The organism is Maribacter litoralis, assembly GCF_003075045.1.
In the GTDB taxonomy this organism is placed as follows: Bacteria; Bacteroidota; Bacteroidia; order Flavobacteriales; family Flavobacteriaceae; genus Maribacter; species Maribacter litoralis.
Map to the genome: position 1 here is coordinate 1 of NZ_QCZD01000002.1, position 14548 is coordinate 14548.

The 14548-nt window shown below is 36.1% G+C and carries 17 protein-coding genes and 1 pseudogene; 4 read left to right on the top strand and 14 right to left on the bottom strand.

Features of this window, described 5'->3' with window-relative positions; translation table 11 throughout:
- The 4 genes and pseudogenes from DCS95_RS07310 to DCS95_RS07335 all read right to left on the bottom strand — a co-directional run.
- Window positions 1-367: pseudogene (locus DCS95_RS07310) on the bottom strand (hypothetical protein); the annotation flags it as partial.
- 2 nt (window positions 368-369) lie between these two features.
- A complete protein-coding gene (locus tag DCS95_RS07315) occupies window positions 370-951 on the bottom strand; it encodes a conjugal transfer protein (RefSeq protein ID WP_076547091.1) in 582 nt (193 codons plus the stop codon).
- Window positions 952-955: 4 nt separating this feature from the next.
- The gene (locus tag DCS95_RS07325) at window positions 956-3358 is read right to left on the bottom strand and encodes a TraG family conjugative transposon ATPase (protein ID WP_076547092.1); all 2403 of its coding nucleotides are present in this window, start codon (window positions 3356-3358) and stop codon (window positions 956-958) included.
- A gap of 270 nt (window positions 3359-3628) precedes the next feature.
- Complete coding sequence (locus DCS95_RS07335; RefSeq protein WP_031428457.1) at window positions 3629-3916, bottom strand: hypothetical protein; 288 nt, start codon at window positions 3914-3916, stop codon at window positions 3629-3631.
- A 189-nt stretch (window positions 3917-4105) separates the two neighbouring features.
- On the opposite strand from DCS95_RS07335, the gene DCS95_RS07340 reads away from it, so the two are divergent.
- From DCS95_RS07340 to DCS95_RS20500, 4 genes are all read left to right on the top strand, one after another.
- Window positions 4106-4735 carry an N-acetylmuramoyl-L-alanine amidase family protein gene (locus tag DCS95_RS07340; RefSeq protein WP_076547094.1) on the top strand — a complete coding sequence of 210 codons (630 nt, stop codon included), beginning with the start codon at window positions 4106-4108 and terminating at the stop codon, window positions 4733-4735.
- Between the two features lie 237 nt (window positions 4736-4972).
- Complete coding sequence (locus tag DCS95_RS07345; protein WP_076547095.1) at window positions 4973-5344, top strand: ArsR/SmtB family transcription factor; 372 nt, start codon at window positions 4973-4975, stop codon at window positions 5342-5344.
- A 10-nt stretch (window positions 5345-5354) separates the two neighbouring features.
- Window positions 5355-5960, top strand: a complete 606-nt coding sequence (merTP, locus tag DCS95_RS07350) for a mercuric transport protein MerTP (RefSeq protein WP_076547096.1) — start codon at window positions 5355-5357, stop codon at window positions 5958-5960.
- On the top strand, window positions 5960-6166 hold the full coding sequence (locus DCS95_RS20500) for a GDCCVxC domain-containing (seleno)protein (protein ID WP_076547097.1): 207 nt from the start codon (window positions 5960-5962) through the stop codon (window positions 6164-6166). Before merTP ends, DCS95_RS20500 begins: the two co-directional genes overlap by 1 nt.
- 64 nt (window positions 6167-6230) lie before the next feature.
- Here DCS95_RS20500 and DCS95_RS07360 read toward each other — a convergent pair whose 3' ends face one another.
- From DCS95_RS07360 to DCS95_RS07400, 10 genes are all read right to left on the bottom strand, one after another.
- Window positions 6231-6893 carry a DEAD/DEAH box helicase family protein gene (locus DCS95_RS07360; RefSeq protein ID WP_076547098.1) on the bottom strand — a complete coding sequence of 221 codons (663 nt, stop codon included), beginning with the start codon at window positions 6891-6893 and terminating at the stop codon, window positions 6231-6233.
- Window positions 6877-7629, bottom strand: coding sequence for a hypothetical protein (locus DCS95_RS07365; protein WP_076547099.1), 753 nt, complete (start codon window positions 7627-7629; stop codon window positions 6877-6879). The genes DCS95_RS07360 and DCS95_RS07365 overlap by 17 nt, the downstream gene beginning before the upstream one ends.
- Window positions 7630-7632: 3 nt before the next feature.
- Window positions 7633-7917, bottom strand: coding sequence for a helix-turn-helix domain-containing protein (locus DCS95_RS07370; protein WP_076547100.1), 285 nt, complete (start codon window positions 7915-7917; stop codon window positions 7633-7635).
- A 275-nt stretch (window positions 7918-8192) separates the two neighbouring features.
- Window positions 8193-9044 carry an RteC domain-containing protein gene (locus DCS95_RS07375; RefSeq protein WP_116770197.1) on the bottom strand — a complete coding sequence of 284 codons (852 nt, stop codon included), beginning with the start codon at window positions 9042-9044 and terminating at the stop codon, window positions 8193-8195.
- A gap of 615 nt (window positions 9045-9659) precedes the next feature.
- Window positions 9660-11624: a heavy metal translocating P-type ATPase gene (locus tag DCS95_RS07380; protein WP_116770198.1), complete on the bottom strand. Its 1965-nt coding sequence runs from the start codon at window positions 11622-11624 to the stop codon at window positions 9660-9662.
- Window positions 11625-11657: 33 nt separating this feature from the next.
- Window positions 11658-12200, bottom strand: a complete 543-nt coding sequence (locus tag DCS95_RS07385; protein ID WP_116770905.1) for a hypothetical protein — start codon at window positions 12198-12200, stop codon at window positions 11658-11660.
- Between the two features lie 170 nt (window positions 12201-12370).
- Window positions 12371-12637: a hypothetical protein gene (locus DCS95_RS07390; RefSeq protein ID WP_116770199.1), complete on the bottom strand. Its 267-nt coding sequence runs from the start codon at window positions 12635-12637 to the stop codon at window positions 12371-12373.
- A gap of 24 nt (window positions 12638-12661) precedes the next feature.
- On the bottom strand, window positions 12662-13021 hold the full coding sequence (locus DCS95_RS07395; RefSeq protein WP_026775382.1) for a SpoIIAA family protein: 360 nt from the start codon (window positions 13019-13021) through the stop codon (window positions 12662-12664).
- A gap of 23 nt (window positions 13022-13044) precedes the next feature.
- Entirely contained in the window at window positions 13045-13221 is a 177-nt protein-coding gene (locus tag DCS95_RS20230) for a hypothetical protein (RefSeq protein WP_164674149.1), read from the bottom strand.
- 195 nt (window positions 13222-13416) lie between these two features.
- Window positions 13417-14547 (bottom strand): APC family permease, encoded by a 1131-nt coding sequence (locus DCS95_RS07400; RefSeq protein ID WP_244178413.1) that lies wholly within the window; start codon window positions 14545-14547, stop codon window positions 13417-13419.
- Between the last annotated feature and the right edge of the window lies 1 nt (window position 14548).

Genomic DNA, 14548 nt, shown 5'->3' on the forward strand with positions numbered 1-14548 from the left:
GACTTACATCTTCCTCTAACGGAATATCCTGCATCTGTAATGGCAATAATGCAGGTGCAGTCCCTCGATATTGACTTTCGATGGCCACTAAAATTCCATCGAAAAACCCTAATACCTGCGTTGAGAATATGACCAGAATAACAATAGCAAAATTCTTTGCCAGTTCACCAGGACTCAATCCCCAAGTGTACCCGTCTTTGTCCGCAATACCTTCATTGTACTTTTTAAGGATGTTGACCAGAAAGAACAGGACAGCAAGCGTTTTCATTCCGGCAATAGTATATTGCGAGAAGCTACTGTTCTGAATGGTCTGAAATACCGTATCGATATATTCCAATCCAATTCCTAAAAGTATGGTTGCGGTCATTTTTAATATCCTGTTTCGCGGTTATTTACTTTATCCTGCATTTTTCTGAATGAAATGATATCACGATAGCGTTTCGTTTTTGTAGTGATGGTAGAAACCATTTGCTTTGATTCCAGTTCTTTTTCTTTCAAAATTGCGGCACGCTCTGCATCGCTCATTTTTAGATAGTCGCTTGATAGAACTTCATCAATAAAATCTACCGTGTCCAATGAATTTTGAACTATAGCATCAAACGATTCCATAACCCTGCTTACTTCATCTGGCTTTATATAAGGCGAGTTTAAAATGTCCTGTAAATCATTTTGCATTACCTGAATAAGGCGTTGATTGTTGTCTGCAATTTCTTGAACTGCTCTAAGTTGCTGAACCACATTTGAAACCTTTTCGATGGCCTCTTTTGCATCTTTTAAGAATTTTACAGACTTAATCATTTGAGCAGTCTGTTTACCCGATTCAATCAGTTGTTTTACCAAGCTGATAAAATTGGTATTGTCATAAGTGGGCATTCCTTGGGCAGTAGCGTTGCCCGACATAAATAAGGTCAATGCTACTGTCATTACTAAAATTTTGAATTTTGTCTTCATAATGTTATGTTTTAGATGTGAATTGAATTATTGCTTTTTCCATATCGTGATGCTCGTTGTAGAGCTTTATTATTTCTTCGTTTTCCTGTCCGTCGGTTAAGTAAGCCGCATAGACTTCCTTCGGAACTTCAAGACGGAAGATGTTACTTTCCCTACCGATTTTAATGAACATTTCGGTGTACTTCCGTGGCCCGGAAAGGTTGTTTTTGATGGACTTTAATTGGTTTAAATCGTGGCTTGAAAGATTAAGGCGTTTGACCAATTCGGCATAGCCTTTTTCGTTGTTAAGGCTGTAAATGACCTGTGTATTTTCAAGGATGCTTGCAGATGTTGAATTGTTGGGAAGTTGATTGATGGATTGAAGAATGATACCAATAGCACCGTTCTGTTTACGGATGGCTTGATAATAGAATTCTACGCTTTCAAGAACGTTCTCGAACTTCAGTTGCTTGGCAAACTCGTCAAATAGGATGATACCTTTTTCAGCCCTATTTTTCCAAATGGTTCTTTGGATGGCTGACTTAATCAGCTTCAACATTACGGACAGGATTTCCTTATTGTCTTTGACTTCATCGAGTTCAAAAACAATCAAACGTTTGTCCTCTATTTTATAGGTTTGGTCTTCACTCACTTCAAACAGAAAACTATATAGACCATCGCCGACATATTCGGACATTACGTGCAAAAAGCTGGTAACGTTGAAGTAGTCGGGATGGATTTTTAGGGTGTCAAGAAGATCCTCTTGATTCCTTTCTATAAAATTGTAAAATCCTTCGAGCGAATGATTTTCTGAAATGCTATTGTAATAATGACGCAATATTTTTTTGACTGAAACCGACTGTGCTTTAGTAACCTTTAAATCTGAAGCGAACAGCTCAAAAAGGAAAACAGACAAATCTTCCAATCGTTCAGGTGTCAGATCATTTGTATCACTTATATAAAAAGGATTGATGCCAAGATTTTTTCCACTTTCGTACCGAAGTACCGTATATTTTTCAGGATATAGTTTGGCAAATTTAGTGTACGAGCCACCCAAGTCGATAATGACCAGACGAACACCACTTTCAAAGTATTGGCGTAAAATATTATTGGCTAAAAAGGATTTACCCTCGCCCGTTGGTGCGAAAATGGCAAAATTCCGAGCCTTGATACGTTTTTTTCGCTCGTCCCAAACATCTTTTAGAACAGGAATATTATGCTCTCTATCATTGAAGATGATTCCGGTAGTATCAGATTTGTAATTGGTATTATTGATGAATAGGCATAATGCGTGTTTTAAATCGGTAACATATAAATCGTTGTTCGAGAAATTGGACGAAAAACAGCAGTAACTGTTTAATATATAATTCTTGCGCTCTTCGCCTCTCGGATAGTATGGAATAATATCCAGTTCCTTAAATTCAGTTTTAATTTTTGAAGTTATTTTGTCTAGGTCTTTGGCTTCTTTAGACCAATACACAATATTGAGATGACCACGAATAATCCGTGCATTGTCATCGGCATTGATTTGGTCAAGAATATGTTGGATTTTCCCCAAAACCACTTTGTTCTGTGAACCGAAATTGGAACTCTTGTTAAGTTCCTCGACTTTCTTGTCGAGCAGCTTGCGCCACTTTTGTTTGTCGTCGAGATATAAAATCTGATTGACAATGTGGTTTTCGTTAAGCGTAAGCCCTAAGCCATCAATAAACCCTTGATGAAACACAAAATCGTCAGATGTGAATTTCTCATTGGTTTTGCTACTCTGTACACTTTCGCCAAAGCACAGTTCGCTATTGATGGCAAGGGCATCAAAATGGTTTTCGCCAATATTGACGCTTTTCTTATCTAATAGAATGTCGGTATCGAAGCCTTCGTTGAAGCCATTGAAATAGCCATTTGTGAGTTTCTGAATCCCTTCCGCTTTAAGCGGAAGGAATGCCATCTTTCGGCTATTATTGATAAAGGAAACAGAATCGCTTACAGAGTTTACAAAACTCTTAATGTTATCGTCCAGTTCCTGTACAATTCCCTTTGAAATTTTTCTAAAGGGATTGACATATTTTGAATTGTTGAGCGCTTTGTTTTTGGTCAAGATGAAAAACAAATAGCACTTGTGCTCAATATGTCCACGACCTTTAAAATGCTCGTGCGTTGCTTTTTCTAAAAATGTTTTATTCGGAAGCTGTTCAGAAGAATAGGATTTCTTCAGGTATATATCCTGTTTATGAACCACAGTTCCCACAGGCAGCGATTTCAAAGCCTGAAACCAAGCACCGTGCATATCTTCAAAGTCCTTTTCGGAAAGCGAATAAATTTCAGGTAGATTCCCTGTATAGCACAAGACTACATTGCCATTATTGGCAAAGACGATATTGTCCTGAATATCTACGATGGGCTGATATGCCGAAAGGTTAATCTTATTCATAGTTAAAACCTGAATTTCTTTTGTTACTTATAATTTTTGGAAAAGCGTTGGCTGTTTGAAAAATCTGTGGGTTGTGGCTAATTCTTGTCAAAGCCACATAGAGCGCAGCGTTAAAAACGAGAATACCTATAATCATCACGAAGCTGAAAGAGAAAATTACTATGAGCAATGAGGCCAATATGGAAACTATCATTAAGGCAAACAGGGAAATGGGGAAGCCAAAAATGACTGCCCGTTTCCTAATGTTTTTATAGACCTCGAACCGCTTCATTATACAACGATTCCAATTAGGTAAGTGAAGATGCCGACTACTGCGCCAGCTATCAAAACAAATACAAGTACTCTGGTAATACCCTTTTTTAGGTCAGCATTTTCCCCAAAGAAATGCCCTGCATTAAACAGGAAACCGATGAGGAAAATGACCCCTAATATGATTGGAAAAATGGTTCGGATGGTGTTGGAAACATCATCGACCGAATCTTCGATTCCCCCAATTTGTGCAAAAAGTGATGTTGAGAGCAACGACAAAAAAGTTGCCAAATAGATTGATTTTTTCATAACGTAACAGTTTAAATTTTTGTGTTGTTTTCGTTATTGGAAATTTACATATATTTATTTACAAATACCTGATAATCAAATATTTGTGAACAAAATATTATTTGATTTTGTTTGAATTCCTTTGTTATTATTTGATATCAAATTCTATGACTTTTGGAAGTTGAATTGTTAATAACCCTAAAATTGAAAATGAAAAAAGTGCTCAAAAACGTCAGTTTTATGATTTTGCTCTTGAAAATGTGTATCATTTTTGGACAGGAAACAGCCATTCAAAAAAGAATACTAATTGACGTTGGACACGGTGGAAAAGATTCTGGTGCGATAGGTGTAAATGGCATCCTAGAAAAAGATGTTGTACTCAATATTGCAAGTGCGATTTTGAAGCTAAATAACAAGTTGGATAAGCCTTTGGATATTTATTTGACCAGGTACAGCGATACACTTATTTCACTATCAGATAGAACCAAACTTGCCAAAGCTCTAAAAGCTGATTTATTTTTGTCGTTGCATTGCAATCATTCGGATAATCCGAATGCTAGGGGTGTTGAAGTTTACGTGACAAATGCAGAATCCAAATATTCAGATGATTCTACTTGGTTTGCTTTTCAAGTGCAAGCCGCACTTAATAAAGAATTGGGATATGAAAGTAGAGGTGTCAAGTTTGCAAATTTTCAGGTACTTCGAGAAACGGTTGATGTTTGCACTTCTGTACTTATAGAATTAGGGTTTTTGAGTAATAAAGATGAAGGCAACTATATTTCAAATTCTAACAATATCCAATTGATTGCCACAGCCATTTTGTTATCTATACAAAACTAATACTATTATGAAAGACCTATTTTTAGAATTAACAAAGAGTTTAAAAGCGATTGTAATCCAATTTATTTCTGAAGTGATTTTCTTATATAAGTCTTTCAGAAATTAGATTATTTCCGCATAACACCCGCTATCTTATTTAAGACAACCAACTAAAAGTTAGAGCAGAATATAATTTAATATTTAAGTATTTGCTTAAATAAGTAATTACTTTTACCTTTGCTCGTCTAAAGCATTAATATGAAATTAGAAATATCCTGTACAAGAGCTGAGGCTGACCATAAGCAATTACTAAACTGTAGAACTACCATTGATGGTATGGCTAATGGTTTCGACAAAATATCGAAACTACTATCTATTTCAGGTAATGAAGTGCGCTTAAAAGTTCTATTTCTTTTAAATATGGAAAAAGAATTATGCCCTTGTGATTTAGCTGATATTTTAGGTATGAGTGTTCCTGCCGTTTCTCAGCATATACGAAAAATGAAAGATGCAGGTATTATAAGCTCAAGGAGAGAAGGGCAAACCTTATACTATTCATTGAATGAGGATGAGACGGATATTCTGAATAGTATATTTAAGTCAATCAAATTAGAAAGAAAAACAGCATAAATTTTTAATTATGAGTACAGAAAAAACATCAAAAAATGTAGCATATACAGGTTTGTTTGCTGCAATAGCAGCGTCATCTTGTTGCATACCACCAGTTATTGCATTAATTGCTGGAATTGGAGGGAGTGCATCCGCTTTATCTTGGATGGAACCTTTTAGACCCTATTTAATTGGTGTCGCTATCATAGCAATTGGTTATGCGTGGTATGATTATTTAAAACCTAAAAAAGCAGATGATTGCTGTGAAATAGATGCAAAGCCAAAGTGGTTTCAAACTAAAGGGTTTTTAATAGGAATTACATTATTTGCGGCTATCTCAATAAGCTTTCCATACTACTCTCATATTTTTTATCCAGTTAATAAAAAAGAAGTGGTTATAGTGAATCAATCCAATATTCAAACGGTAAATTTTGATGTAAAAGGGATGACTTGTGCTTCTTGCGAACAACACATTACGCACGCTGTTAATGAATTAGAGGGTATTGTAAATGTAAATGCTTCCTATGAAAAAGCTAACGCAAAAGTAGAATTCGATAATTCGAAAACTACTAAAGAGGATATAGAAAAAGCAATTAATTCTACAGGCTATAAAGTAACCTACAAAGAAGAAAACTAATGGAAGTCCAATTAAAATCAGAAATTACCTGCCCAAACTGCGGACATAAAAAAGTAGAGGATATGCCAACAAAAGCTTGTCAGTTTTTCTACGAATGTGAGAATTGTAAAACGGTTCTAAAACCAAATGAAGGGGATTGCTGTGTTTATTGCAGTTATGGGACAGTTTCTTGTCCACCAATTCAAGAAAACAACAGTTGTTGTTAAGTAAATAGGTTTTAAATGACCATCCATTAAACAAGCGCCAATTTGAAAAATAGTATTCTAAAATTTACTTCCGCTTATCCCCAGCTTTTGTATCAAAAGCAATCAAATTAAACAGTTCGCGCATTCTACTACGAACACGGTTTCCATACCGTTCTTCCAGTTCTTCAGCATTTAGGTTTGTAGTAGCGTGGGTTTTGACTTTGTGTTTGGTCTCAAGGTAAAGTTCGTATCGGGAAAGTAATACTTCGCCCATCACATTCAAATCTTTACCATAGAATCGTCCTGCAGGTTCAATGCCTAAATCATCAAAGCAGTAGAATTTGGTGCTGCCATAATCCTCAATGGTTTTAAAGCCTAGATGGTTAAAGCTAAAAGCAACATTCCTGCACGGAATCATTTCATAAGGTCGTTGCATTGGCACGATATATCGCAATAGTTTCATCAAAGTGGTCTTTCCACATCCCACAGGCCCGGATAGAAGAATACCCTTGTTAGTGTCGATATCATCTTTCAGGCAATTTTCTTTGTCCTTGATGAAATAGTGACATAGTTTGCGGATGATAACCGTGTCCTCATCATAGATTCTAAATTGTTTGCCAAAGAGCAACTTTCCCTTTGCATCCAAATAAATCAGGATTTTATCAAAATCGTATAACACGCTTTTACCATCAAACTTTCCAAGCGAATATTCCACGCCACCTTCGGTAATTTTAGAGGGGTTGTCCATAATCTTTGTTTTTAGTGGTACGCAAGTTGTCCTTAATATGGGACGGTTGCTTTGTGTTTGGTTTGTTTTCCTCATTGAATAATTCAGTTCTGTCCATCCAGTTTTTAGCCAAAGCTTGCCAATCTCGTATCGGTTTTCCGTCGCTTGTTTTCCAATCGTTCGATTCGTAGTGGTCGAAGAATTTTTTTCCTTCATCAGCATCAAAACCTTTTTCTTCAAAAAAAATAAAAACGGCCTGCCTGCCCTTTGGTTGTTTTATATTGTTTACTTGTTTGGTATTGTTTATAGTAGATACCAATGCTTGTCCACTCACGGGACGGTGCGAGTCCATTACTTGTCCATTTGTGGTATGGTGTTGGTACACTACTGGTTCATTTCTGGGATGGTAGTGTCCCGCAAGTTGTTCTAATATGGGACTGTACCGTCCCACATCAGGCTCATCACTTGTCCCAATTATGGCCATCTTGATTTTACTGCCTTTGTAAGGATTGTTGGAAGGGAAGTATGATAGATAATTCCAAGAGTCCAAATCCGTAACGCATCTGTGATAGGTTGATTTAGAACCAATTTTGGCAGCCCTCATTAAATCTCTGCGGTTCACATAAAATTCGTCCGCAAATCGGCTACTATTCCATTCTTGAAATAATGCCATATACAGGGTTATGTGCGTGGGATTGAGGCGGTCATCAAAATAGAACGTTGAAAAAGCCGCATTGAGTAGCTTTATATAGTTCATCGCTTAAGAATTTATGCTGTGTTGAACGCGGTTGGCGTTCATCACATTTTGGATTTCCTCTGCATCATAGTAAATGATTCCGCCAACTTTTGTGTAGGGCAACGTACCATTGATACGCAGATTTTGAAGTGTTCCTGGACTTACTTGTAGTAAATCCATAACCTCGGAAGATTTAAGATATTTCTTCAGTTTTCCAGTAGCTTGCTTGGAAAGAAGGTTTTTGATGTCATCGAGCAATTCCATTTTGAATTCCCGAAGGTCGTCTGTAGTAATTATTGATGTCGGCATAATAGAACGGTTTTAATAGTAAGAGACTATCGCATCGCTGTCAAGTAATTTGATAGCCTCTGACCTGATTTGACTTTCGTTCTACAAAATTGAGATAGTTTGATGGATTTTATTCACAAGATGCGGCTACTTGGGTATTTTTTCTCTCTCATTTTCAATGTAATACAATAGAGGGTTTTGGTACTTTCCCAAAAAATACCACATCTAAAAACCACCAAAAAAAATGATTTTTCCCTCAAAACGAGAAACACCCAAGTTGAAGCATCTTGGGTGTTTTATTTTATGTTATCAGTATCATCCATCCTTTTGGTCAACTGCTTTTTCAGTATATCCAAAAATTTGGTTCTACCATTTTTACGCATTCGTATTTCCAGAAAAGCTCTGTAATAATCGCCCAAGTCCACTTTAAACGTTTTTTCAACAAAATAGGCAATATCTTTAATGTCAACAGTACCATTATTTATGACATCTGTGCTGTGCAAAGCGTATATCAGTTCAATTAAATATATTTTGTGGGCTGTCCAGGTAATTTTGGTTTTACTTTGTAACAATCTTAAACTTGCATAATTTCCATTATTTTCCAATTTATCAATTTCCCGTTTTAAGTGTACAATCAAAAGGTCGTAGGCTAAAATTGTGGCTACGGTACTATCGTGGCTTGTTGCAAATTGTTCATCTACAAAAAAGTGAAATGAATCCGGGAATAACCGAATATCTGCCTTGCCTCTCAAAAAATATTGTTCATCAAATACAGTTGCTTCCCTACGGTAATAATGGTAAAAATCGAGATTGTCGTTAAAATAAGTTTGAAGTTTTTCAATATAATTGTTCAAATATTTTACTTGAGATTTATTACTTCCCCTCGGTCTTTTACCTTCAATATTAAATAGTTTTACATAATAGATGAGTTTGCTATAAATTTTCGGTTTAGTACATTTAAAGAAATGTATTTCCTCTGATTTGGTTTTAAATTCATAGTCAACTATGATACTTCTAACTTTATTAAGGGTTTGCTTTGCAAGTTTAATCCCTTTTTCAGCTCTCACTAAAATATCTTCTTCTTCTATTTCAAGAACATTTAATTCAGAGTCTAATTTTTTTAATATGTCGTCGTAATTTGTTGTCATTTATTTTCGGTATCATTATTACCGTTTCATATTTTGCAAAAACGTTGCATTCAAAATTATAAGTAACGTTAAATTGGGAAAGTTAAAACCAGTCAATTTATCCTTCACAACTCTTGCATATTTTATAGCTATGCTAAATATTTTCTTTAATTTTTATTAATCACTTAAACAGATATAAAATACTTTAGGAACTGCAAGAACAGTACAAAGCAGATTAACAGGATAACAACGATTAGAATACCAATCCAAATTATTTTATCTTTTTTGGTAATGCTATTTTTTACAGCTGGTACTTTATTGTTTTTTTTATTTCGTCTATCTCGTCTATTTTCTAACATAGAATATCATTTTTGCTATGAACCAACCAACCAATCACTTCAACTTTATTTGCTGTAATCCCACAAACCACTTGGAACATTATATTCTCGTAGTTAATCAATGCTTATGAATATTCCCTTTTAGCACAAAATAGTATAATAGGAATGCGGTTATTACCACAAAGATTATTGCAAGAATCCCATTGAACTTATCTTTTTTTGTGATTTTGTTATTCGATGATTTATTAACTTTCTTATTTCTTTTATTTTTCTGTTCTTGATACATCGCTTTTGATTATTACCATTTCATCTTCTGCAATCTTACAGCGTTTAAAATAGCCAACAAAGCCACTCCCACATCCGCAAATACAGCTTCCCACATTGTCGCCAGACCGCCTGCTCCCAAAACAAGAACCACAGCTTTTACTCCAAAAGCAAGCGCAATATTTTGATATACAATACGTCTGGTTGAACGACCTATTTTAATAGCTTTTGCAATTTTGCTCGGTTGGTCTGTTTGGATAATGACATCTGCGGTCTCAATGGCGACATCGCTACCTAAACCACCCATTGCAATACCTACATCACTTACTGCCAAAACTGGCGCATCGTTTATGCCATCGCCAATGAACGCAACTTTGTTATCGTTTTCGGACATTAGTTTTTCGACTTCCTTCAATTTATCTTCTGGAAGCAAACCGCCTTTTGCCCAATCTACACCCATTTCTTTGGCAACTTGTTGCGTAATTGAATCCTTATCGCCCGAAAGCATTATGATTTTTGAAATACCAGATTCCCGAATTTGTTTAATGGCATCGTGTGCATCATCCTTTAACTCGTCTGCAATGATTACATAGCCTGCAAATTTGCTTTCAATGGAAACCATCACAATGGATTCTACAATGTTGTCGGTTTCAGATGGAACTTCGATATTATTTGAAATCATCAATGGTTTATTCCCAACTAAAACAGTTTTGCCATTGACCATTCCCTTTAATCCTTTTCCTGCGACTTCGGTTACTTCTGTTGCCTGAAAATCTTCGCCATCGGCTTTATATTCCATAATTGCCTTGGCAATGGGATGAGTGGATTGTTCTTCCATCGCCATTAGGTATTTCATCATTTCGGCTTCGCTCAATGACCCATTGTTTACAACGACATTTTTGATTTTAAAAACCCCTTTGGTCACGGTTCCGGTTTTGTCCATTACAACCGTAGTTACCTTTGTCATTTCGTCCAAAAAGGAAGCTCCCTTAAAGAGAATTCCATTTTTTGAAGCTGCTCCCAATCCACCGAAATAACCCAACGGAATAGAGATAACCAATGCACAAGGACAGGAAATAACCAAGAAAATCAAGGCTCTATACAACCAATCGCTAAAGACATAATCGTCCACAAAAAAGTAGGGTATAAACGTCAATCCAATCGCAAGAAAGACAACGATTGGTGTATAGATTCTTGCGAACTTTCTAATGAACAATTCGGTTTTTGATTTCCGTGCGGTGGCGTTTTGCACCATATCAAGAATTCTTGCAATGGAACTATCCTTAAATTCTTTGGTCGTTTCAATTTCAATAACGCCATCCAGATTGATGCTTCCTGCAAATACTTTTTCTCCTTTTGCAATGGTGTCAGGTTTGCTTTCGCCCGTTAATGCTGCGGTATTGAACGAGCCTTTTTCGGACAATAAAATACCATCCAAAGGGATTTTTTCGCCCACACGGACTTGCACTTTTTCGCCAATAGCAACGGTTTCGGGATTTACAGAAACATAATTGTTGTTCCTATAGACCAAGGCTTCATTAGGTCTTACATCCAGTAATGCCTTGATGCTTCTCTTGGCTCTTTTAACGGCGGCACTTTGGAACAATTCGCCTACAGCATAAAACAACATTACTGCCACACCTTCGGGATATTCGCCAATGGCGAATGCACCTATGGTTGCGATGGACATCAATAAAAACTCGGTAAAAAAATCGCCATTTTTGATGCTTTTCCAACCTTCCTTTATTACAGGAAAACCTACTGGAAGGTATGCGACTGCATACCAGACGATACGTATCCAGCCCGAAAAATAGGGGAAGGTTTCAAAATAATCAAACGCAATGCCCGCAATGAGCATTACAAAGCTGAAAATTGCTGGTACATAAATTTTAAATTTCCCTATACTTTCCGGACTGCTATGGTTGTGGCCATCATTGCGCTTGTGATTATCGGATGAAGTTTTATTTAAATCTCTTAAATTCAGTTTCTTTTTTTTCATTTATATCAATTATAATTTTATTTAAATTCACAGTCATTCCAATCTCAACACCAATTGGGCAAACTGCACCTCTATGGTATCATCGATACCCTCTATTAAGGAATCCAAACCAGTATTTGAAACCAATAATTGTCCGGTTGCACTTATCAGGCAGGACATACTTACTCCTTGTTCTATATGGGTAATGGTTGCTTTAAATTGTGATTTAAAGGATTTCCCTTGATAAGTAACATCTATCAGCCAATTAAAGTTGATAGGGTCGTGCCGTTTTGATAAAAAATCTTGTGATGGAATTGTGCCAGTAAACCGCAGTATTAAAGGGTTTTCCCGCTGTTGTAAAATGGTATTGATTTTAGGACTATCTGTTGATAAAGTCTTAAGGTCGAGTACACCGTTAACCACTTTGGAATCATAATCAAGATATAAGGCCAATTTATGGCTTTCTGCCTTGACGGCTTTATCATCAACCAAAGTCATCATCATAATATGACCTTCTTCAGTTGTATAAATTTTTTGGGCGTTTACTTTATAATAACTAACCAACAAGATTATTAAAATACAATGTTTAACATTCATAATATCCATCTTTAATTTTATAACAAAAAAAAAGCAGCTTCTACTTTTGCTTTTAATGCTATTAATCATTTTGCTTTAAGAAGCATCATAAAAGCTGCCTGCTATTAATTAAGTTATCACTTAATTTATTTTAAATAAAAAATTTCACTCTTTCACATAACCAGTTACCGCTACTTATTATCTATATCCTTTTCTCTGTTACCGAAATAATACATCAGCGCAACACTGGCACCTAATAGTCCAAACAGAATGTTCTCAAAAATTTGATTCCCATTGATATTCAAAATTTCAATGAAATTATTTATTAAATATTGCCACCAATTGATTTCGTAATTCTGGCTGCTAAACGTGAAAATTGTTATCCCCAAAGGTTGAAGGATAAAAACACCTATGGCAAACCCAATTAGTATGGTAATAAAAATATTCTTTTTATTCATCGTCTGTCTTTTATGGAAGTAAGCTTACTGGCTCTCAATCCAATTTTTGGCATCTTCCTTTTGGTCTATATTGAAATACTTAATTTCGGCGTTCGTAAAAGGCTTCATAAATTGGGTTATCCAATTCTGCCATTTTTTATCTCCAACCATAGCAATCTTTTCATAGTCCGTGGCGTGGGCTGTGTCCATTTTCAGGTCTTCCCATAAACCAGGTAAATCCCAACCTGTAAAGTTTTCCATCTCAAAATACCAACGGACTTTCATTCCCTTGTCCAGTATGGCGTGGATAAGTGGGTGGATTTTTTCTATATCTTCTTTTCTCAATTTGCCCGAAGCTTTTGTTGCAACAATATTTTTTTCTTTTAATTCGATTATCTGTAACATTTTATATAGTTTTTAATTAATAATTATCCTTCTAAATCGTAAAACCATTCTTCCGCCCTTATGATGCCTTCTGATAAAGCTTCTTTTGCTGAAATATCTTTTTTTTCAATTAGTTCTTTTGCTATGGACAGGGCTTTTTCTCGTACAATAGGATTTAAGGTATCTAGGTCAGTTTTAAAATCTTCAAACATCCAGTCCATAGCTTCATTTTAATGGTTAAAAAGTTCCTTTTCTTTTTCAGGGTCTATTTCATCTTTTGACTTTTTGTCCAAAAAATAATCAAGCACAATACCCACGATAACAGCACCTACGAACGCTGAATAAACCTGCCAATTAAATTGGATTATCAATGATAGACTTATAAGTATCGCCAAAATGGGTAAAATCGGCACTCGTCATATAGCCAAAGGAACTTTAAATGGTCGTTCTTGCTCTGGTGCTTTAAACCGAAGCACGATAAGTGCGACATTTACGGCAACAAAAACAAGTAAAGCGCCTAAAGAAGACATACCTGCTACAATCTTAATATCGCCCAACAATAAAAATCCCGCAACTGCTGCCATAACTACAATAGTAGTAACCCACGGTACTTTCTGTGCATTGGTTTTGGTCATAAACTTTGGAAGTTCTCCCACACTGGCCATTCCAAAAAGCAACCTACTTATGGATATGATACCACTAAAAGCAGCATTAGCCGTAGCAAAAAGTGCAGCGATAGCCAATACCACAGGCAACCAATTGTTGAGATTGGAAGATGCAAGAGAAAGTGGCGAATCCACGTTTGCCAAAGCGGAAGGGTCTGCAATATTCAAAACCGTAAAAGCAATAAATAAATAAATTATTGTAGTTATTACCATAGTCATTAAAAATGCACGGGGAATTGTTTTCCCTGGGTTCTTAACTTCCGAACCCAAAGCTGCCATATGTTCAAAACCAGTATAGATAAAGAACAGTGTAGCTGTGGCCGCCAAAGTTCCAGAAATCGATTCAACTTTAAAAAATTCTGCTTTGGGTGGACCAGTTTCCAAAAGTCCAAATACTATCAATAATAACAATCCCAAAAGTTGAATGCTGACCATAATAATATTTGCTGTCGACGATTTTGTGATGCCTGTAATACTAATTAATGACAACACCAATAAAATGCCATAACTTATTAGAAGAGAGGGCATATTAAAAAACGTATTGAAATACCCCGAAAAGGCAAGTAACACGGCTGCAATGGTGGCCGAACTATGAAACGCAATCGTCCAACCCGTGAGAAAAGACGGAATATCAATTTTTGGAAATGCCTTGCGTACAAAAATAAATTCCGCACCAGCATTGGGATAGGTAGAGGACAACTCTGCATAGGACATTGCAGAGACACTAGCCGCAATTGCTGCAAAAATAAAACTCAACCAAAGGTCTGTGTCCGCTTGTCCAGCAGCTGCACCAATCACGGTATAGATTCCTGCACCCACAATCGTGCCAACGCCATAAAAGGTAAGTCGAAGCGTACTCAAAGATTTTTTTAGTTCTGCCATA